We start from the raw sequence: 19938 nt of genomic DNA on the forward strand, positions 1-19938 counted from the left end.
GCGCTTTCACTGAACGCAGCACCACTTCCAGGACCCCTTCGAATTACGTCTGGTTGCGTACGAGAATAACCCGAATGTCCCGCATTCGTCAATCGGAAGCTTTCCCCTCCGATCGGCGGAAGGACATTCGAGTCGTTCCCGTTAAGTCCTTAGTTGGGTTTTACTTCGTTATACTTCTCGTTTGCCCACTTCTCGTAATCCGCCAATCCCATGTCTTCCGCTTTCTTAAGCATTTCATTGTAGGCTTGAACAGCTTCCTCTTCGGTCTTGGCCAAGTACACCTTCGCTTCCTGATTTTCCAACATATCGCCGATATTGGTCAGAATGACTTGTTCTCTGGAGTCCGGATCCGGCTTTACTTTGGAAATATACGGATTATATACTTTGATCTTCGCTTGGTCGACTTCCGCTGCGGCCGTCTGCGTTCCCGGCGTATAGTAGAACAGTCCTTCGTTCACCGCTTTACCGACGAGATTGGCCCACCAGTAGATGCCGAGCTTGTTTTGAACTTCGGGATTGAGTTTATCGTAAGTCATCTCCGGGAACCCTTGCTCGTTCCAGTTCCAATGCTCGCCTTCAATGCCCCATTTCGCCAGCCGATCCCCTTCTTCGGAAAACAGGAACTGCATCAGCTTGATGGATTTTTCGGGATTTTTGTTATTCTTCGTAATGAACGTTCCGGACCAGCCCGCGGAATTTTTGTAGATAGCCGCTTGATCGTTCAATTGATTGACGATCTGCGTATAGCTGTAATCTCCGCCATTCGCCTTAATTTGAGCGTTAAACGTCTCAGCACCGTTCGTCGTCCATTCGTACGCGAAAGCTTTGCCGGACAGCGCCAATTGCTTGGCCTGATCCTCGTTCTTGTAAGCGAAGTTCTCGGCCGTAATCAGCCCTTCTCTGTACAGGCTGTTCATATATTTGTACGTTTCCAGCAGCTCCGCCTGTCTCAGGAAGTGGATCAGTTGTCCGTCCTTCTCGACAAGACCGTCGTTCGCCGCTCCGAATTGCGAAGAGAAATACGTGCGAATCCAACCTGCGGGATTCATGACGAGCGGAATTTGATCTTTGTACTCATTCTTGACGCGAATGAGGACGTTCTTGAAATCCTCCAGCGTGTTCAACGGCGGATTGCCCATCTTGTCCATGATGTCCTGTCTGACCATCACTCCCGGTCCCATGTCCGTAGCAAGCGGATACTGGGCCCACTCCTCGGGAGTGGAATACGCGCCCAATACCGTATAGATCTTGCCGTCATTGGCCGTATTCAGCTTGATTCTTTCCTCGTCCACGACAAAGTCCGGCGCGTATTGCGAGATCAGGTCGTCCCAAGGCAGACTCAGCTTCGGATCGGACATTCTGACGATCTGATTGCTGGTGAACACCAGGTCCGGCAAATCGCCCGAAGCGATCATCAGCGGCAGCTGCTTCTCGTCGGTGGCCACCGTGATATTCAGCTTAACTCCCGTTCTCTTCGTAATCTCCTCCGGAATCGGGCCGGACCAATCTTTGGTTGGATACCAGGAGTGGTCGACGAACAGCGAAAGCTCCACCAATTCCTCATTCGACGACGGATTGGCCGCCGACTCGGTCGACGTTGCCGAAGGCGATGCCGCCGGCTCGTTCCCCTTCGTATTCCCGCTGCTGCAGCCGACCACGCCAACGGTCAGTGCCGCCAGCAACAACAGCATCCCCTTAACACTCTTATTTCTTCTCATGTTCTGTTACCCTCCCTGAATGAATGATGACACGTTTGAAACATATATTAAAGCTTATCGCTCTAATATTGCCTGAAGGGGCATTCAGCCTTTGACCGAGCCCAGCATGATCCCCTTGACGAAATACTTCTGAAGGAACGGGTACACGCATACGATCGGAGCTACGGAGATGACCATCGCGGTGACCTGTACAGAGAAGCCGGTGACCTGACGCATCGCCGCATATTGACCGGACGCATTGTCCGTGGGAATCATCGATTGGTTAATGATCTGTATCATCCGGTAGGACATCGTCCTCAGGTCGTCGTTCTGAACGAAATAGGCCGAGTCCAGCCAGGAATTCCATTGTCCCGCTCCCATGAACAGCGCCATCGTGGCGATCAGAGGCGAGGATACCGGCAAGATGATCGTAAAGAAAATTTGCAGCTCCTTGGCCCCGTCGATGCGTGCCGATTCCCCGATCTCTGCGGGAATTTCCCGAAAGAACGAAATCGCGACCATTAGGAAGAAAAGATTGAGCATGGACGGGATGACGTATACGCCGAACGTATTGAGCAGCCCCAGCCCTTTCAACAAGACGTAATAGGTAATGAGGCCTCCGGAGAAATTCATCGCGACAATGAAGAAGATGAAATAAAACCGGCTGAACAGCAGTCCTTTCTGGCTGAGCCCGTAAGCGACCAGACAGGTGAATAGTACGGTCAAGCCGGCTCCGACAACCGTTCTTGCAAGCGTCACCACGAATGCGCTCGACCACTTGCCATCGTTGAAGATGTACGTGTAGTTGTCCAGAGTAAAGGCTCTGGGCCATAAATAGATGCCTCCGAAAGCCGTATCGGTTCCCTGGTTAAAAGACAAAATGAGAATATAGTAGAACGGGTAAAAGGTGCAGAGGCCGATTAACGCCAGCGCGACATAATTCAAGCTGTCGAGCACCCTGTCCTCTGTCGTTCGTTTTCTGCGCACAGGTCGTACCTCCTAGAAAAGACTGGATCCGGATACTTTCTTGGCGATATAGTTGCTGCTAAGAATGAGAGTCAGCGCGATCACGGATTGAATGAAATCGATCGCGGTCGCGAAGGCGAACCTTCCTTGTGCCAGTCCAACGTTAAAGGCGTACGTCTGCACGATTTGCGAAGTATCGCTGTTCAAAGGATTCCCGAGCAGGAACGACTGCTCGAAGTTGGAGCCGACCAGACCTCCGCCCAGAATGTTGCCCAAAGATAAAATGAGCACGACGATGATGGAGCCTTTAATTCCCGGGACCGTTACGTGCCGAATGCGCTGCAGACGAGTCGCCCCGTCGATTTCCGCCGCTTCGTAGAGCGAAGGATCGAGCCCCGCGATCGACGCCAGGAAGATGATCGTCCACCATCCGGCTTCTTTCCAGATCGAGCTCGCGACCGCCAGGCCCCAGAAGTAGTTCGGATCGGTCAAGAGGTCGAGAGGCTTGTCGATGATGCCGAGCTGCATCAGCATATCGTTAATGATTCCCACATCGGTAGAGAAAAAGGCGTATAAAATGCCGGTTACGACGACCCAAGAAATAAAATGAGGCAAGTAGCTGACGGTCTGAACGATTCTCTTAAACACTTGACTTCGCATCTCGTTAAGCATAATCGCGAACAGGATAGGCACCGGAAACGAGAAGAAGAGCTTGAGAAAGCTGAGAATCAGCGTATTCTTCACCAACGTCTCGAAATTGTAATCGGTTACGAAATCCTTGAAATGGCGCATCCCGATCCACTCGCTCGTGAAGATGCCGCCCACTCCGTCTACGATGCGATAGTCTTTGAATGCCATCAGAATACCGACCATGGGACCGTAGGAGAAGACGAGAAGGAATAGCATCCCGGCCAGGACGAAAAACTGAAAGGCCTTCTGTTTCTTGAACGTCGTCCAGACGGATGATCCATGAGAGACCCGGGGTCGCTCCGATGCCGGCTGCGCTTCGGGTTTCATTCGAACTCCCCCTTCTTGCCGTTCATTCGCACGATGTCTTTGCTCCGGGATTCAGGCGTCACGATCAGCGATTGCCATTGCCCGTCGCGGTATTCTCCCTCTACGATCGTGTTCATCGGCGCATGAAGCTTGAATCTCACGTCCCAATCGTCCGGCCAAGCCGGCAGCAAGTAAATCCGGTCGCCGTGCGTCTGCATGAGCATCTCCTGCAGGCCGATCATTCCCGAGCCGCCCCAATTGTGATCGGGCGTCCAGTCGTGTCCCGGTCCCCAGAATGCGGGGAACCTGAGGTTGCCGTCCGCCAGCTTCTTCACGGCGTATTCCGACGCTTCTTCCGTTAATCCGAGCTGCGCGGTGAAGATCCCGCCTTGATGCCAACTGACATGACTCTTCTGATTGTCGTGGTACAGGCTGTAGTTCCACGTATTCTTGGCCGTGATCAGCTCCGGTCTCCCTATACCGAACACCCCGAACGGAAACAGCGGGTACAGCTGGGGAATTTCCTGATTCTGCACATGAGACCACGATACCGCCGGCGCGATCGTTCGTTTGCCTTCCTTCTCCTCGTACGGCAGAGGAGGAATGCGCTCCAGCATGTCGAGCCACTCGCGCTTCTTCGCGGACTCCGCAATATCGTCGGGCAGAGCGAGCAGCGCAGTGAGGACGGCCAGCAATCCGGAGATAACGTCTGACGGGTTGGTCGCGTTCTTGAACATCTCGCAAGCGGTCGAAGGAGAGATGACCAAGTATCCGTTCGCGTCGAACGGCTCGCCCGTCAGCTGAATGCCGCGGAAACGATAATGCTCGTAAAAGAAGCGCACAGAGCTCTCCACGAAAGGCATATACTGTCCGATATCCTTCGCGCTGTAACGATAGAATTGCAAAATCATGAAGGCGAAATCCAGTTGATGAACGTATTGATAGCTGACGTATTCCGAATCCTCCACTCCGGGTTCGCACTGCTCGCTCCGCTTCCAGCCGTATTCCCGGCTGCTCGGAAGCCCCGTATTGTTTAGCTGTTCGGCGAAGGCCGCTCCCCTGTGTCCCCAATAAACTTCGCTTCTGCATTCCGCGGTGGACAACGCCCGCTTGTAGAACTCGAACTGCGGCGTCATCATTTCGAAATCCCCGGACTTCAGCATCGGCCAGTAGACCAGCCTTTGATTTTGCGCGGTGAAGGTGCCTCCGCCCCAACGCCGGAAATCGGGCGTCTCGTCGTCGTATTTCGGATGAACGTGCTTCGGATCAAAGGTGAACAATCCTCCGTTGAACTTGGTCGGATCGCTTCCATAAGCGTTGCAGGCCAGCATGAACCGGAAGAGCTGGTAATTGCGGCCGACTTGCCAGACCGGATCGTCCTCATCCTTCTTCTCTGCCCTGATCGTGATATAGCCCCGCTCCCAGAAGCTGCTCCACCATTCCGCGTTTCTCCGCCAAGCCTGTTCCGGGCTTGCCGCCTCGGCAATCGCCTGGAGCGCCCGTTGCTTCCAGTCGGCCGGTTCCGCGTATCGGCCTTGATGCAGCAGCAGGTTCAAGCGATGGGAGGTATTCACGGCGGCGCTGGCCAGTGACCAGCGGACATAGCCGGCGCCTTCGTACTCGCCCTGCTGCGTACCCGAGTATACAAGCCCTTCTCCCGACATCCGCCCCCCGAAGATGAAATCCCGCAATGGATCATAGATCCGGTCCTTATGCTCGCTTAGCTGCTGCAGCTCGATCTCCAGGTCCGTCACGAGGCGTTCGTTATCGTTCCGGTGATAAAACCAGATTTCGTTCCCGTCGACAGTTACGATGTCGGGCGACGTGAACACCTCGCCGGGATAATCGATGAGCGAAGCGCAAGGGTCCCGATCGATTACGACGCGACGCTCCGTTCGCCAGCTCTCGTAACCGGCTTCGACCTTGAGCGGCTGCTCGGAGTCGATTTCGATATGAACGCGAGGCTCGTGCACCTCGACCCACAGCTTCGCTTTCAGTTGCCCCCGCTCCGGATGGACGGCCTCAATCTCGATTGCCCCCTGCTCCAACCTCAACGTCTGTTTGAACGTATCGCAGCCGTCGAACGGATTGGGCGTCAGTCTGATGCGAAACCTTCCCAGCTTAAGAAGCTGGTTGTTCTCGTCCAGCGCTCCGCTTCTGCCGGCATAAAACCTAATTTCATGCTCCTGAACCCATACGTTAAGCCCTATATCTCCTCCGCCAACGGGCATCGATTCGGAGCTGCTGCCGCTCTCCGAAGTCCACTCGACGTCGTACTCCCGCAGGAACGGTTGAATCGCCATCTCTGTGACCACCTCTCTTGTGTGCGCTTACAAGGCCGATTATACTCCCGTCGACTTTGAACTTTATACGGTTTATTCTTCATACTAACCGTCCGAATTTCATATTTGCCCGTGCCCTTGGCTACCTGTTCGAAGCGCCTTGGCGCAGCTTGCGCAGCGCAAAAATCCCTCGCGGCCGCGAGGGATAATCGGTACGATAGGGTCAAGCCTGCATACTCCGCCTTCCAGTCAGGGACAGGCCCCCCGACCGCTCAACTCCGCATCGCAATCGTATTGCCCGAAGCGTATCTGCGCAGCCCTCTGCGGAAGAGCAGCGCTCCCGCGAGCGTTAATCCGCAGGCGGCGGTCACCGCGCCGGCCGCGAACAGCGGGTCGAAGTCGCGCAGCAGGCCGATCGGCAAGTAGCTGATAAAGCCGGCCGGCACAAGCGAGAACAGCGCCAGCTTCACGAAACCCCGGAAGATGTCGGAAGGATACGTCGTCAGGGCGATGAAGCTGTTGAACAGCTGCTGCGTCATTCCCTCCGCGTTGCCGATCCAGAAGGCCGAGCAGCCGGCGACGACCATCACCGCGATGAACAGCATGCCGCTGATCAGCAGCCCGAGCGCGAACAGCAGCATGCCCCGAGGCGACGTATCCCCGACCATCAGGTACACGGCGATTCCGAACAGGAAATCGCCCGCCGCCGTTACTGAGCAGCGGCTGACGAGCACGCTCAGCAGCACCGGTCTCGGCTGCGACAGGTAGACGTCCAGATGCCCCGTCGCCACGATGCCCGCGATTCGCGGGAAGTTGCCGAACAGCATCGCCGCCCAGCCGAAGCCTCCCGTGCTGACCGCCCACAGCAGCATCACGTCGTGAAGCTCCCAGCCCTGCACGACCGGAAACCGGCCGAAAAACAAGCTCCAGAAAAACAGCCAGATCGCGTTGTTCACGAACATCATCCCGGCCAGCAGCAGGAAGCTGAGCCTGTACTCCATCGCCGCCAGATTGACCTTCCAGCAGGTCCATACGTACCGGGCGTTCGCCATGAGTTTATCCGCCGTTGACATGCAGCTTGCTCACTCCTCTCCGGTACATTCGGCTTACGGCCAGCGCCAGCAGGACGATCCAGCCGATCTGGATCGCAAGCTGCTTGGCGAGCAGCGCCGCATCGAAATGCACGCCCATTCTCGCCGGGAAATAGAGCGCGGCCTGGAACGGCAGCCAGGCGCACACGCGCTGCAGCCATTCCGGCATCAGGTCGATCGGCAGCAGCATGCCCCCGATCGTGAATTGCAGCTTCTGCAGGACGAAGTACAGCCCGCTCGTCTCCTCGACCCAGAAGGCGCACAGCCCGACCAGCATCAGCAGCAGGAACGTCACCGTCAGCGCTCCCGCGCTGAGCGCCAGCAACCCGAGCCAGCCGTAGCCGAACGCCGGAGGTCCGACGAACGGCCAGGCGATGGCGCTGCCGATCGCCAGATGGACGATGAAGCGGGTCAGCGCCTCGGACGCGAAGACGGAGAAGTGATAGCCTGCGTAAGACTGCGGCCGAATCAGCCGAATCGCGACATCGCCGTTCTTCACTTCCTCCTCGATCCGGGAACACAGCGGCGGAGCCGCCAGCGTCAGCGCCTCGGTGAAGACGAGATACCAGACGATCTGCTTCAGCGTGAAGCCGGAGATCGACTTGGAGAAATCCCCTTCATATGCGGCCGACCAGAGCTGAATGAAGACGAATAGGATGAAGAGCAGGAAGAAGCCGCGCATGGCGAAGTCCGTCTTGTACGCCAACTGGTGGCGGAACGCGATTCTGCCGACCGCGGCCGCCTTGCGTCCCGCGACCGCCCACCGATTGCTCTCGCCGTCCATCTAGTCCGCCTCCCCTTTCATGCCGTAGATGTGCTTGATGATTTCCTCGAGCGGCGGGTCCTCGACGTTGACGTCCGTGAACCCGACCCGGCCGATCAGTTCGCCCAGCACGCGCTCGATCGTCGTGCGCTTCAGATCGACCGCCAGCCGACAGCCTTCCTCTTCCGTCTCCCAACGGGTTCCGGCAATAAGCGGCAGCGCAGCCGGATCAGCCCCCTCGGTCAGCTTCAGCGTGACGATCTTGCGGCTGAGCACCTCCCGCTTCATCCGCTCGACCGGCTCGTCGACGAGCACGCCGCCGTGATGGATAACGACCGCCCGCGAGCAGAGCGTCTCTACGTCGCCCGCATCGTGCGAGGTCAGAAACACGGTCGTTCCTTCCACGCGGTTTCGTTCGCGAATCAGCTCGCGGATGCGCTGCTTGACGACGGCGTCCAGACCGATCGTCGGTTCGTCCATGAACAGCAGGCGGGGCCCGTGCAGGAACGAGGCGGCGATCTCGCAGCGCATCCGCTCCCCGAGCGACAGCTTGCGCACCGGCGTATGCAAATACGGGCCAAGCTCGAACCGTTCGATCAGCTCATCCTTGCGCCGGACGTATTCGTCCCGCTGCAGCTCGTAGATGCGGCTGATCAGCTCGAACGTATCGATCGGCGGCAGATGGTACCACAGCTGCGACTTCTGTCCGAACACGGCCCCGATCCGATAAGCGAGCCGCTCGCGTTCCTTCCACGGCGTCAATCCGAGCACTTCCGCCTCCCCGAAGGAAGGATGCAGAATGCCGGTCAGCATTTTGATCGTCGTCGACTTGCCGGCCCCGTTCGGACCGAGGAAGGCGACCGTCTCCCCTTCCCGCACGGTCAGATCAATGCCCCGCACGGCCTCCTTCGTCTCCCAGTTCGGTTTCCAGAGCGAGCGGAAGCTGCCGGACAGCCCGGCTTCTTTTCTTTTCACGCGAAACGTCTTGCCCAATCCCCTGGTCTGCAAAGCCAGCATCTCGATTCCCCCTCATCTCTCTGCCTTGGTAAAGCAAAAAAGACCTCCGGCCCGCCCCGCCACATAGTAGCGGAACTTGCCGAAGGTCTTTTATCCCTCGCGGTGTAACGCGGCCCTTGCCGCAGCCGGTTTCGCTCGGTTCGGCGAGCTCGGCGCTGCGCGCCCTTCGCTCCCGGCTCCCTAGAAACCCTTCCGTTTGATGTAAGATTTTACTCCGGACGTTCGGGAATGGCAAGACATTTTTATAGTGGTTGTTCAGAAAGTCCGCTCTTGATCGCGAAGCCTCTCGGGAAGCGGACTCGACATCGAATCATCGATCGTCTATAATCTCCATATATAATGATAATCATTCTCATTCTCATTCAAGGAGAGAAAAGCATGAGTCTCACGAAACGCGCGGAAAACGATACGGCTGCGGATTCGATACGGAGCTCACTTGAAAAAATTCGCGAATACGTGGCCGAGCATTACGACGAGCCGCTGACGCTGGATCAGCTGGCCGGAATGACGTCGCTCAGCCCCAAATATTTCGGAGAGCTGTTCAAGAAACACTTCGGCCAAAGCGTAACCGACTATTTGACAGAAGTTCGAATCTATCAGGCCAAACGATATTTGCGGGACACGGACGGGCTGCTGCGGGATATCGCGCGCAAGGTCGGCTACAACGACGAGTTTTATTTCAGCCGCAAATTCAAGAAGGAAGTGGGCGTCCCCCCGTCCGCATATCCGCGCAGCGCGACGAGGCGCATCGCCGCCCTTTCCCCTTCCTCGGTCGGATATTTGCTCGCGCTCGGAATCGTGCCGGTGGCCGCTCCGGTCGACGCCAAGTGGACGCCTTACTACTATAACGCCTACTTCTCCCGCATTCCGATCCACCTCAAGCAGGGTGAAGCCGATTCGGGAGAGACCGGCGACGAGCTGCTGAAGGGCCGTCCCGATGCCGTGATCGGTTCCGAGCAGCCGCGCAACCTTCGTCTGCTCTCGGCTCTTGAGCGGCGCTCCCTCCCCTTGTTCGTGCCGGATCGTCAGCTCGGCTGGGAGGCCCAGCTTCGTCAGATCGCCGAGTTCCTGAACGCGCAGGGTCGCTGCGAGGCCTGGATCACGGCTTACCGCCGCAAAACCGAGCTGGCGCGCAATCTCGTCGGCCAAGCGGTCGGCATGGATTCGTTCGTCGTCTTGCGTCTGTGCGGGAACAGCATTCATCTTTACTGCAATCGGGGCATTCGCGACGTCGTCTATCACGATTTGCAGCTTCATTCAGCCTGCCTGAAAGCCGACGTATACAACGACAAAATCAGTCTGCAGCAGCTTCGCCAGCTCGATCCCGACCGCATTCTGATGCTCATCTGTCCAGACGCCGAGACTCGGACGGCTTGGCTGGCCCTTCAGCATTCGGCGGAATGGCGTTCCCTCCCCGCGGTGAACGGCGGCCGGATTTATCCGATCCCTTCCGATCCCTGGTTCGAATACTCCGCCTTCTCGATCAACCGCATGCTGAATGAAATGCTGATGATGTTTACCGGAAAATGTCCAAACGACGATCTGGAATACGTCCATGGAGACGGGAGGTTCTCTGAATTATAATCATTCAGTGAGAATGATTATCACTTTGAGGAGGATTTCTGTGTTTTCCTTTTATCGAAACAGGGCTGCCCGGCTCAAGAGAGTCGGCCTGCCTGCCTTGCTCGTCGCGGTCGTCGCCCTGGGTATGCTATCCGCCTGCGGCTCCGATAACGCCTCCGAGCCTGAAGCGTCCGCCGGGGCTTCGTCTCCCGCGGTCTCCGCATCTCCGTCTTCAGAGAGCGCGGCTGCTCCTTCGGCGGAGACCGCCGCTTCCCCATCGCCGGAAACTGCCGCAGCAGCGGCGTACCCGCAAACCTTCCAGGACGAATTGGGCCACGAAGTGACCCTTCCGGCCGCTCCGACAACAGTATTCGCGCCGGCCATGGAGGATTCCCTGCTCGTGCTCGGCGTTAAGCCCGTCGCGCAATGGGCCAACGGCGATATCGTGCCCGCCTATCTGCAGGAGCAGCTCGGCGGCGTGGCGAAGGCGGATTTCTCCGCGGGGCTGCCGTCTCCGGAAACCGTCGCTTCGTACAAGCCGGATCTCATCGTACTGAGCAACTCCTATTACGCGGAGAACGGCGTATACGAGCAATATGCGAAAATCGCGCCGACTTACGCCTTCAGCCAGTCATCGGCCGATCTCGACGGCTCCCTGCGCAAGCTCGGCGAGCTGCTGGGCAAGGAGCAGGAAGCGGAGCGGGCGCTGAGCGACTATAAGCGCAAGGTTGAAGCAGCTCGGACGAAGCTCGCTCCGGTCACAGAAGGGAAAAAGGCGTTGATCATCCGCATGAACGCCAGGGGCATGTTCCTGATGGGCGGGGATTATTACGGCGGCTACGTGCTTGCGCAAGAGCTCGGCTTCGGCAAGAGCAAGCTGGTCGAGAAGGAAAGCAGCGCGGACTTGTCGCTGGAGCTGCTGCCGGAGCTGGACGCGGATTATATTTTTATCGCGAACCATGCCGGCTCGGGGGACGCGTTCCACAAAGAATTGACGGACAGCCCGCTATGGAAAAACATTCCGGCGGTCAAAGAAGGAAGAGCGTTCGAGGTCGCGGACGACTCCTGGCTGAACGGCGGCTTGATCGCGGGCGGCAACGTAATCGACGAAGTCGTCCGGCTGCTTGCGCCATGAGCCAAGCGAATGAACTGCGCCTCGGCGCACACGAGGAGCACCGTCTTCAGGCGCGGAGCAACGGACGCGAATACCGGATTCTGATCGCAAGTCCGAAGGAGCCTCCCCCGCCCGGCGGTTATCCGGTCCTCTATGCGCTGGACGGCGACGCGACCTTCCTGACGATGGCGGAAGCGGTGCGGCTGCAGACGCGCAAGCCGCATGGCTTCGATCCCGCCGTCGTCGTCGGCATCGGCTACCCGTCGGGCGAACCATTCGACATGAGCCGGCGCTGCTACGACTTCACGATGCCCGCCGCCGAAGGGACGCTGCCTGCGCGTCCGGACGGGCGGACGTGGCCGGAGCATGGCGGAGCCGATCTGTTTCTGGACTTCCTGGAACAGGAACTGCTTCCGTTCGTGGGAGAGCGATTCCCCGTCGACCCGGCCAAGCATACGCTGTTCGGCCATTCGCTCGGTGGACTGTTCGTGCTGCACGCCCTGTTCTCCCGTCCGGCGCTATTCGCTCGGTATGTCGCGGGCAGCCCGTCAATCTGGTGGGGGGACGGCGCGATTCTGGAGGAATACGACTCCTTCGTCCGCCGCTTCGATGGCAAGCTGCCGCCCGCTCGCTTGCTGTTCACGATTGGGGCCGAGGAGCTTCCCGACATGGTCGAGGACGCGGAGCAGCTGTTCGCCAAGCTGCGGCCGCTCGCGGACGAAAGCGTAAGCTTCCAGGCGGGGCTCGCCAAGTTTCCCGAGGAGGAACACGTGAGCGTGCTTCCCGCGGCCATCAGCCGCTCGATCCGGTTCGGGTTGAAGAGCTGAACGAGAGATCCACGTCAAAAACCTGCGACTGCTCAATTGACCTACGGAGGAGCCCTTCACCAGGACGCCTCGTCTAAGCGCCAATGTTGGATTGTTAGAACAACGCCCCCGTTGAGCCTATTCAATGGCATGTGTCTATGTAAGAGAGCTAATCACTCGCAGAAAAGGGGCTATCCCATAAGTAGGGTTGTACAAGATTATCGATGAAAAAAGAAGGGCATCTATCTCCCGGAGACTGCCTCATACGGTCCTGAAATCACCTTTTAACGGGTTTACCGTTCTCATTTCAGGATCGTATAGCAGCGGAGGGAGATAGATGCCCATTACCCTGCATCCATCGATAATCGTTCAGTACAACTCTGTTTACTTGTGGGGCAACCCCTTTGGAGAGATTCACGACGGCCGTTCGGCCGTATTTTCGGGTCATGCGAGGCTGGCAGCCGTACGGCTAACCTTCCCCGCCAACAAGCGAGACAGCCGCTTCATAATCCAGCGCTACGTCCGCAGCCGACAGGCTCTCCAGCAGATGATCCTTCTTCTTGCTGCCGATGATCGGGAAGACGGGAAACGGATGGGTCAGCAAGTAAGCGAGCGCGACCTGCGTCGAAGTGGCGCCGAGCTCGCGGGCCAGCCGCTCGGCACGTTCGAGACGGGCAAAGTTCGTCTCGCTGTAATAGGAACGGACGACTCCGCTGCCGGAAAATTCCGCCGCCGTGTCCCGGCGATGCCGCCCGCTGAAGAAGCCGTTTGCCTGCGAGCTGTACGGAATAGCGGCGATTCCCGTTCGGCGATGCCATTCGACGAATTCGGGGTCGGAGACGACTTGCGTCGGGTCCTGGATCGAGCCGGGGTTGACCTCCGCCAGATTCCACAGATTCTGCACGGCGACGAACCCGGTATAGCCGTGACCGCGGGCGTACTCATTCGCCTGCTCGATGCGCTCGATCGTCCAGTTCGAGCAGCCGTAATACCGGATTTTGCCCTCGCGGACGAACTTCTCCAGCGTCTCCACGATCGTCTCGACCGGAACGCTCGGATCGTCTCTATGCAAGTAATAGAGATCGATATGATCGACGCCCAATCTGCGCAGACTGCCTTCCACGTCGGCGGCGACGTCCGCGGGAGCGAGGCGTCCGACAGCCGGCTTGTCCAGCCGGGGATGCCCTCCTTTGGTCGCCACGACAAGCTCGTTGCGGTTCTTCCGCGACTTCATCCATTTCCCGAGAAACCGTTCACTGCTGTGAGGCTCGATCGGCAGCCAGTTCGCGTACACTTCGGCCGTATCGACGAAGTTGCCGCCCCGTTCCGTATAGAGGTTCAGCAGCTCTTCCGACTCCTTCTCCGGAACGGTCGCTCCCAGATCGGCGGTTCCCAAACAAATGACGGAAGCGATAAGATCGGTTCGATTAATCGCGCTCAGCTTCATACGATAGACAGCTCCTTCTTGATGTTATGATTCGGCGTTCAGCCTTACGGTCGTCTCCGGTCCGCGCCCCGCGGCGCCCGGAACTCGCCAATCCGCGATGTCCGGCGGAACGATCGGCGTCTCCCGCGGACGGGCAAGCTGCGGCAGCCATTCGTAGGGAACCCGGTACGCCCGGTCGACGGGATTAGATCCGCGGCTGTTCTTATAAGGCGATATGTACTCCCATACGAGCTCGTGCTCTCGCGTCACTTCGAAGATGCGCCCGCCGCCCCCTTCGGTAATAAGCGTGTTGCCGTTCGGAAGCCGCTGAGCGGAGCCCAGATACGGGCTGTAAAACCGGTTGGCGTCCTGCGGCATCGCGTGGCCCGCCTCCGCGGGGCCGTACTGCCAGACGATCGCGAAGGTGACGGGGTCGAGCTCCAACACTCGGGAATAGTCGCGCAGCGCGGTTTTCAGGCCGTCCGCGGACGAAGCGTGCGGAGCGCCGTAACCCGCCCAGCCGCCGTTGTCGAACAGCAGCAGATTGCCCTCCCCGGGCAGCCCCCTGGGAATCAGATGCGGATGATGCGCTCCGATGATCCAACCGAGCGCATGCCACCGCGACGATTCGTAATTCGGTCCGAGCCGCCAGACGACGGCTCCCGTCGCCCGGTCCGTAATCGCGATAATATTGGCCTCGCGGGCGGACCATAGAACGTTCGCCGGGTGGAACCGGGCGTCTCCCCCGTCGTAGTGGCGGTTGGGCCCGAGTCTGGAAGCCGCGTTCATGTGCAGCCACAGCCCGGGATCGACGCCTTTGCGGCGCACGTTCGGATTGCGCCGGATGACGCGGCGCGCGTCGGCGCCGAAGCCCAACTCGCCGACATGATCGCTGGCAAGCCACTCCCAGACGATGCGGCCGGATTCGTCCACCTCCAGCAGCGCGTCGTCCGCCAGCGGCTGGTCGGAGATCTCTGGCACGGAGACGGTGCGGCGGGCCAGAATCAGCGTCGTCCCCTCCTTCTCCGAATCTTGGAGCTCGTGAGGCGAATAATAGACGGGGTCTCCGCCGCGCTGATAATCATGATGCGCCCGCGCCATCCATCGGGCAGGATAGCCGGGATCTTCGATATATTCGCAGCGGTCGAACCTCCAGACGATCCGTCCGTCCCAGTCGGCTTCCACGACGTCCGCCTGATCCTGCATGCCGTATCGGGGATCGCGCAGCGCCGTGCTGCCCAGGACGCTTCCGCCCGGGCGCATTTTGTTAGGCTGGCCCTTCAGTCCGCTCCACAGCCGGACCTCCCTGCCGTTCATATCAATCAACAAGGCGCCGAGTCCCGGCGCCTGATAGAAGGTATATCCGCTCCAGGCGCGCCCGGGATCGTAAAAAGTCGCGCCGGTCGGATAGATGGTCGGTCTTCCCATGCGCATCCCCTCCGCTGAGTCGCATCGTTCAGTAAGTCAGGAAACGGCCCGTTCCCGGCACGGACTCGTCCTCCGGCTCTCTTCCGGAGGCTGCGGCTTCCGCATTCTCCTTGGCTAGCGCGTTAATGGTCTCGGAATAATGGCCGAGGTTCGCCATCATGCGATGCAGCATCTCGATCTGTTCGATCAGCTCCGGCTCCTTGACCCCGGAGAACAGCACCTCCGCGCAGCGGGAGCCGATATTGCGATTGCGGCGCACCATCTCCCTGCCTTGCGGCGTAATATCCAGCGTCACGGATCTTCGGTCCTCTTCCTTCCGGCGGCGGACCGCCAAGCCTTCCCGCTCCAGCTTGTCGCATAGAGCGGTGACCGCTCCGGACGTAAAGTCCAGCTCCTCCGCCAAATCTCCCAGCCGCTGCTCGCCTTCGCGAATGATTTTCTGCAGAATCAGCAGGCCGGGCAGCGAGACGCCTTCGACCGAGATCCGGTCTCTTTCCTTCACGAATCTTCGCACGACCCGGCGGAACAGCCAATCCGCTTCCTCCAGCAACTCCGCATAGGGCCTCTCCGCACGAAAGGGTTCCCGCTCGTCTGTCATTCTACCGATTGCCTCCCTTAGCCTGCACAACCCAAATCCCGTACCGATTGGGAATGTCCCGTTCCCACCATTATATCATTTCCCCTCTGCCGCCGCATCCGAATGGCGGCGGGGGCCCCTCCGCACGGACGTCCCGCCTCCGAAGACGGTTCAAAAAGCACGCGGCGGAACTCCTCCGCCGGTGCTTCTCTTTTGTTCGCCGTCCCTTTACTCGGCTTTCAGAACCCAATCCTCGATCGCGAAGTCGTTCTTCGCCAGTTTCTCCTCCACGAGGAAGTTTTTCGTGCCTTCCAGCAGCTTCAGACCGTCGTCGGTGAACGCCGTATCTTTGATGTCCTCGATCGGGCTCAGCTTCTTCACGATGTCGACCGTCGTCTTCTGGAAATCGGCCAGGAATTGATAGTATTCCTCCGGATTCTGCTGCAGATCGGCCAACGCCTTCTCGCGGGCCTCGTTCCACACTTTCGGAAAATCCGGAAACTTCTTCAGATAGTCCTCGGACACGACCGTAGAACTCGTTCCGAGCAGCTCGGGATGGTCGGAGGAGACGTCCAGTTGAACGTTGCCGCTCTCAATGGACTTAAGCGCCGTCAGGCCGACATCGGTCATCGCGTCCACGCTTCCGTTGGCCAGAGCGGCCTGAGCGTCGGGAATCAGCATGTGCACGAGCTTGTAGTCGGTCACGCCGGCTTCCTTCAGCAGGCCGACGACGTAACGGTGCATGAAGGAGCCTTTCTGAATCGCCAGCGTCTTGCCTTGCAGCTCCTGAATCGTCTTCGGACCGTTCGGGCCCGCGATTACATGACCGATCGTCCGGGTGTTGGGCTGGGCGATCAGCCTCGTCTTGGCCCCGCCGGCCCGCGCGATGATTGCCGGAGTGTCTCCGAGACTGCCGATGTCCAGCCGGCCGCTGATCAGGGATTCCGTCTGATCCGGCCCGTTCGGGAAGCCCGTCAGCTTCACTTCCTTGATGCCGTATTTTTTCAATTCCTCTTGAATGATTCCTTTGTACAAACCCCAGCCTTCCGCTCCGGGCGCATGATTCTTATCGTTGAGGCCGATGTAGCCGTAGTTCAGCACCTCGGGTACGTTGCGCGCCGGCTCTCCGGACGAAGCGGAAGCCCCGCCCGCCGAAGGCGCGGACGCCTGCTTCTCTTCCTTGGCGCCGCAGCCTTGAATGACCAGCGCCAGCGCGATAACGCCCGCCAGCAGCGCCCCCGTCCACCCCCGTTTGCCCATCTCCTTGCGCGTCTTGCTCTCGTCTCTCTCCCACATCTCCATTTGCTCCTCCCAGGAAGTCAGAATCCCGATCTGACCGATAATTGATACATATAATCGTGCTTGGCGACCGGAACTCTGCCCCTGCCCCAACCGACCTTCTCGCGATAACCGCCCAGCAGCCCTTGCTGCTCCAATTCCTCCTCGGTCACGCCCATGACGCCTTCCGAATCCGGAGAAACGTACAGGGCGTCTACCGGGCAATACAGCTCACACATGAAGCAAGTCTGGCAATCGTCCTGCCGGGCGATGACGGGAATGCCGTCCTCGCCTTTATCGAACACGTTCGTCGGACATACCGATACGCACTGATTGCAAGACACGCAGCGAGACTGGCTGACGACCTCGATCATGCTGTCACACTCTCCTTAACCGGCTGCCGCTCCTGCGAGGCCGCATCGTCCGCGACCCGCTCCGTGCTCACCCACACTTCGTCGAGCCCGCCGCTGATCAGCCGATGGCGCTGGCCGCCGTCGATCGTCGGGAAATCCTCCCGCTTATGCATACCCCGCGTCTCCTTGCGAGCGAGCGCCGAATGATACATCCATCTGGCCGTCGCCGTCATCGCCGCCGCCTCGCGCGCTTTGACGCCCTCTGCGCTGACGGACACGGCGTTCTCGCGCTGGGCTTTCCACAGGCCGTCGAGACGTCCGATGGAATCGGACAGCCCTTGCTCCGTCCGGAACAGATTGCGGTCGTACGGCTTCACCTCGTCCTGAACCGCCTGCACGTATTCTTGCGTGCGGGATTGGGAAGCGCCGCCGTCCGCGGAAGCGCTCGTCAGCGATTGCGACGACAGTCCTCTGAGCGAACGGGATTTCGCGGAATCGCCCAGCTTAAGCACATATTCCGCGGCTCCTTCGCCGGCGAACGAACCGGAGGACATCGCCCAGGCCGAGTTATGGCTTCCGCCTCCGGTAAAGCCGCCGCAGATCAGTTCGCGCGTCGCGGCGTCTCCGGCCGCGTACAGGCCCGGCACCTTCGTCGCGCACGTCTCGTCGACGATGCGGATGCCTCCCGTTCCGCGCACCGTGCCTTCCAGTCGCAGCGTTACCGGGAACAGATCGCGGAACGGATCGATGCCGCGGCGGTCGAACGGAAGGAAGAAGTTCGTCTGCGCCACCCGCAGCAGCGGCTTAAGATCCTCCGGCGCTTGATCGAGCTTGGCGTACACTTGACGTCCGGCCAGCAGATTGCGGGCAATGACCGAGCGGCCGCGCTTGGAGCCGGCTCCCTCGACGACCGTGCCGTCCTCGTAGTAGAAGCTTGCGTAGCTGTAGTACGCTGTCTTCGTCACGGAGGAGAACGTCGGGCAGATCGCGTAGGCGTTGGAGAACTCCATCCCCGACAGATCCGCGCCCGCTTCCGCCGCGAACAGGTAGCCGTCGCCGGTCAGCACGTTGCAGCCGAGCGCCCGGCTCAGGAACGCGCAGCCCCCGGTCGCAATCACGACCGCTCCCGCGCGGATGCTCCAGGCGTCGCCGGTCTGCGTATTGACGCCGGCCGCGCCTCCGACGCCGTAATCGTCCGCGAGCAGCTCCAGCACCGGGCTGTGATCGAGAATTTTCACGCCGGACTTCTGCACGAGCTTGCGCATCAGCTTCATGTATTCCGGGCCTTGCAGGCCGCGCTTGTGCGGCTTGCCGCTAGGATCGACCGGGAACGGATAGCCAAGGTTGCCCAGCTTGTTCATATTCTCGTACGTCCGGTCCAGAACGCGGTTCATCCATTCGTGCTCGGCCAGCTGTCCGCCCATCGCATATCTGCTGGCTTTGGCTTCCTCTCTTTTCTCCCGCTCGGGATCGATGTACCAGACGCCCGTCCCGGACGGGGCAGTCGCGCCGCTGGAGCCGCAATAGCCTTTGTCCACCAGAATCACTTTCGCCCCTTTGGCCGCCGCCGAGATCGCCGCCCACGTTCCCGCGGGGCCTCCGCCGATGACCAGCACGTCCGTCTCCAAGCTTAATTGTCCCCTTGCCGTTGCTTGAATCGCCATTTTTGAACAGCCTCCTTATTGGTTTGCGCGCTCAGCCTTGATAGCTGTCCCGCCAATGCAGCCATCTGCTCTCCAGCAGCCTGACGGCGGAGTCGACCAGCTTGCCTACGACCGCGAAGATCAGAATGCCGACGAAGATAACCTCCGGCTGGCCGTTCTGCTTCGCTTCGTTGATGAGAAACCCGATCCCGCTCGTCGAACCGACGAACTCGGCGACGGCCAGCCCGATCCAGGAGACGGCCAGCGACAGCCGCAGTCCCATCAGAATGTTCGGCAGCGCCGCGGGCAGCACCAGCCTCAGCAGCCGCTTCGTCCGGCTGAATTCCAGCGAACGCGCGACTTCGAACAGTTGGCCGTCGACGTTGCGGATGCCCAGGAACGTATTGACGTACAGCGGAAAAAACGAACCGCTCACGATAATCGCCACCTTGGACGTCTCGCCGAAACCGAACCACAGTATGATCAGCGGCGCGATTGCCAGATGCGGCACGAGCCGAAGCACCTGCAGGCTTGGATCCAGCAAATATTCCAGCCGCCGGATCATCCCGGTCGCGATGCCGAGCGCAAGCCCCAGTCCCCCTCCGACGACAAAGCCGAGTCCGGCCCTGCCCGCGCTTACGCCCAGATGATGCAGCAGCTCTCCCGAGCCCGCCAGCCCGGCGAACGACTCGGCGATCGTCAGAGGCGAAGGCAGGAAGTCGCGGGATATCCAACCAATCTCTCCCCCGATTTGCCAGACCAGCAAAATCAACAGCGGAATGAGCGCCCCCTGCCCGAAATCCTTAAGCAGCGTCAGCCGCCAATCCGGCCGTTTGCCGGCTCCCTGCGCGGGCTCCAATGGAGGCTCGGCCGCCTCCTTCGCGTTCTCCCTGCGGCCCGCCGGCCGCGCCAGAGCTTCAACTCGATTGCTCATCGTT

At 59.5% G+C, this 19938-nt stretch carries 17 protein-coding genes; 3 read left to right on the forward strand and 14 right to left on the reverse strand.

Translation table 11 applies throughout. From position 1 onward, the window contains the following. Positions 1-149: 149 nt before the first annotated feature. The 7 genes from B0G52_RS23720 to B0G52_RS23750 form a co-directional block, all read right to left on the reverse strand. Positions 150-1718, reverse strand: a complete 1569-nt coding sequence (locus tag B0G52_RS23720; protein ID WP_143762623.1) for a type 2 periplasmic-binding domain-containing protein — start codon at positions 1716-1718, stop codon at positions 150-152. Positions 1719-1802: 84 nt separating this feature from the next. Beyond that, positions 1803-2684 carry a carbohydrate ABC transporter permease gene (locus B0G52_RS23725; protein ID WP_094047889.1) on the reverse strand — a complete coding sequence of 294 codons (882 nt, stop codon included), beginning with the start codon at positions 2682-2684 and terminating at the stop codon, positions 1803-1805. A gap of 12 nt (positions 2685-2696) precedes the next feature. After that, on the reverse strand, positions 2697-3680 hold the full coding sequence (locus B0G52_RS23730) for an ABC transporter permease (protein ID WP_094047890.1): 984 nt from the start codon (positions 3678-3680) through the stop codon (positions 2697-2699). Continuing rightward, entirely contained in the window at positions 3677-5962 is a 2286-nt protein-coding gene (locus tag B0G52_RS23735; RefSeq protein ID WP_094047891.1) for a DUF5703 domain-containing protein, read from the reverse strand. Before B0G52_RS23735 ends, B0G52_RS23730 begins: the two co-directional genes overlap by 4 nt. 251 nt (positions 5963-6213) lie before the next feature. Further along, positions 6214-7014, reverse strand: a complete 801-nt coding sequence (locus tag B0G52_RS23740; RefSeq protein WP_198960716.1) for an ABC transporter permease — start codon at positions 7012-7014, stop codon at positions 6214-6216. After that, positions 6998-7816 carry an ABC transporter permease gene (locus tag B0G52_RS23745; protein WP_094047892.1) on the reverse strand — a complete coding sequence of 273 codons (819 nt, stop codon included), beginning with the start codon at positions 7814-7816 and terminating at the stop codon, positions 6998-7000. The genes B0G52_RS23740 and B0G52_RS23745 overlap by 17 nt, the downstream gene beginning before the upstream one ends. After that, positions 7817-8812, reverse strand: a complete 996-nt coding sequence (locus B0G52_RS23750) for an ABC transporter ATP-binding protein (RefSeq protein WP_094047893.1) — start codon at positions 8810-8812, stop codon at positions 7817-7819. Positions 8813-9190: 378 nt separating this feature from the next. Between B0G52_RS23750 and B0G52_RS23755 the strand changes: the two genes are divergently transcribed. The 3 genes from B0G52_RS23755 to B0G52_RS23765 are packed head-to-tail and all read left to right on the forward strand — an operon-like array spanning position 9191 to position 12316. After that, entirely contained in the window at positions 9191-10396 is a 1206-nt protein-coding gene (locus tag B0G52_RS23755) for a helix-turn-helix domain-containing protein (RefSeq protein ID WP_094047894.1), read from the forward strand. 40 nt (positions 10397-10436) lie between these two features. Beyond that, entirely contained in the window at positions 10437-11510 is a 1074-nt protein-coding gene (locus B0G52_RS23760; RefSeq protein WP_233162981.1) for an ABC transporter substrate-binding protein, read from the forward strand. Beyond that, a complete protein-coding gene (locus tag B0G52_RS23765; RefSeq protein WP_094047896.1) occupies positions 11507-12316 on the forward strand; it encodes an alpha/beta hydrolase in 810 nt (269 codons plus the stop codon). Before B0G52_RS23760 ends, B0G52_RS23765 begins: the two co-directional genes overlap by 4 nt. Before the next feature lie 448 nt (positions 12317-12764). Here B0G52_RS23765 and B0G52_RS23770 read toward each other — a convergent pair whose 3' ends face one another. From B0G52_RS23770 to B0G52_RS23800, 7 genes are all read right to left on the reverse strand, one after another. After that, positions 12765-13742 carry an aldo/keto reductase gene (locus B0G52_RS23770; protein ID WP_094047897.1) on the reverse strand — a complete coding sequence of 326 codons (978 nt, stop codon included), beginning with the start codon at positions 13740-13742 and terminating at the stop codon, positions 12765-12767. Positions 13743-13766: 24 nt separating this feature from the next. Further along, on the reverse strand, positions 13767-15149 hold the full coding sequence (locus B0G52_RS23775; RefSeq protein ID WP_094047898.1) for an aryl-sulfate sulfotransferase: 1383 nt from the start codon (positions 15147-15149) through the stop codon (positions 13767-13769). A 28-nt stretch (positions 15150-15177) separates the two neighbouring features. Continuing rightward, positions 15178-15747, reverse strand: a complete 570-nt coding sequence (locus tag B0G52_RS23780) for a MarR family winged helix-turn-helix transcriptional regulator (protein ID WP_094047899.1) — start codon at positions 15745-15747, stop codon at positions 15178-15180. A 207-nt stretch (positions 15748-15954) separates the two neighbouring features. Next, positions 15955-17028 (reverse strand): ABC transporter substrate-binding protein, encoded by a 1074-nt coding sequence (locus B0G52_RS23785; RefSeq protein WP_369827117.1) that lies wholly within the window; start codon positions 17026-17028, stop codon positions 15955-15957. A gap of 17 nt (positions 17029-17045) precedes the next feature. Then, the gene (locus B0G52_RS23790) at positions 17046-17378 is read right to left on the reverse strand and encodes a 4Fe-4S dicluster domain-containing protein (RefSeq protein ID WP_094047900.1); all 333 of its coding nucleotides are present in this window, start codon (positions 17376-17378) and stop codon (positions 17046-17048) included. Continuing rightward, positions 17375-19021 (reverse strand): FAD-dependent oxidoreductase, encoded by a 1647-nt coding sequence (locus tag B0G52_RS23795; RefSeq protein WP_094047901.1) that lies wholly within the window; start codon positions 19019-19021, stop codon positions 17375-17377. Before B0G52_RS23795 ends, B0G52_RS23790 begins: the two co-directional genes overlap by 4 nt. A gap of 31 nt (positions 19022-19052) precedes the next feature. Further along, positions 19053-19934, reverse strand: coding sequence for an ABC transporter permease (locus tag B0G52_RS23800; protein WP_094047902.1), 882 nt, complete (start codon positions 19932-19934; stop codon positions 19053-19055). Positions 19935-19938 lie beyond the last annotated feature (4 nt).

The sequence above is a fragment of the Cohnella sp. SGD-V74 genome (genome assembly GCF_003001675.1).
GTDB lineage: Bacteria > Bacillota > Bacilli > Paenibacillales > Paenibacillaceae > Cohnella.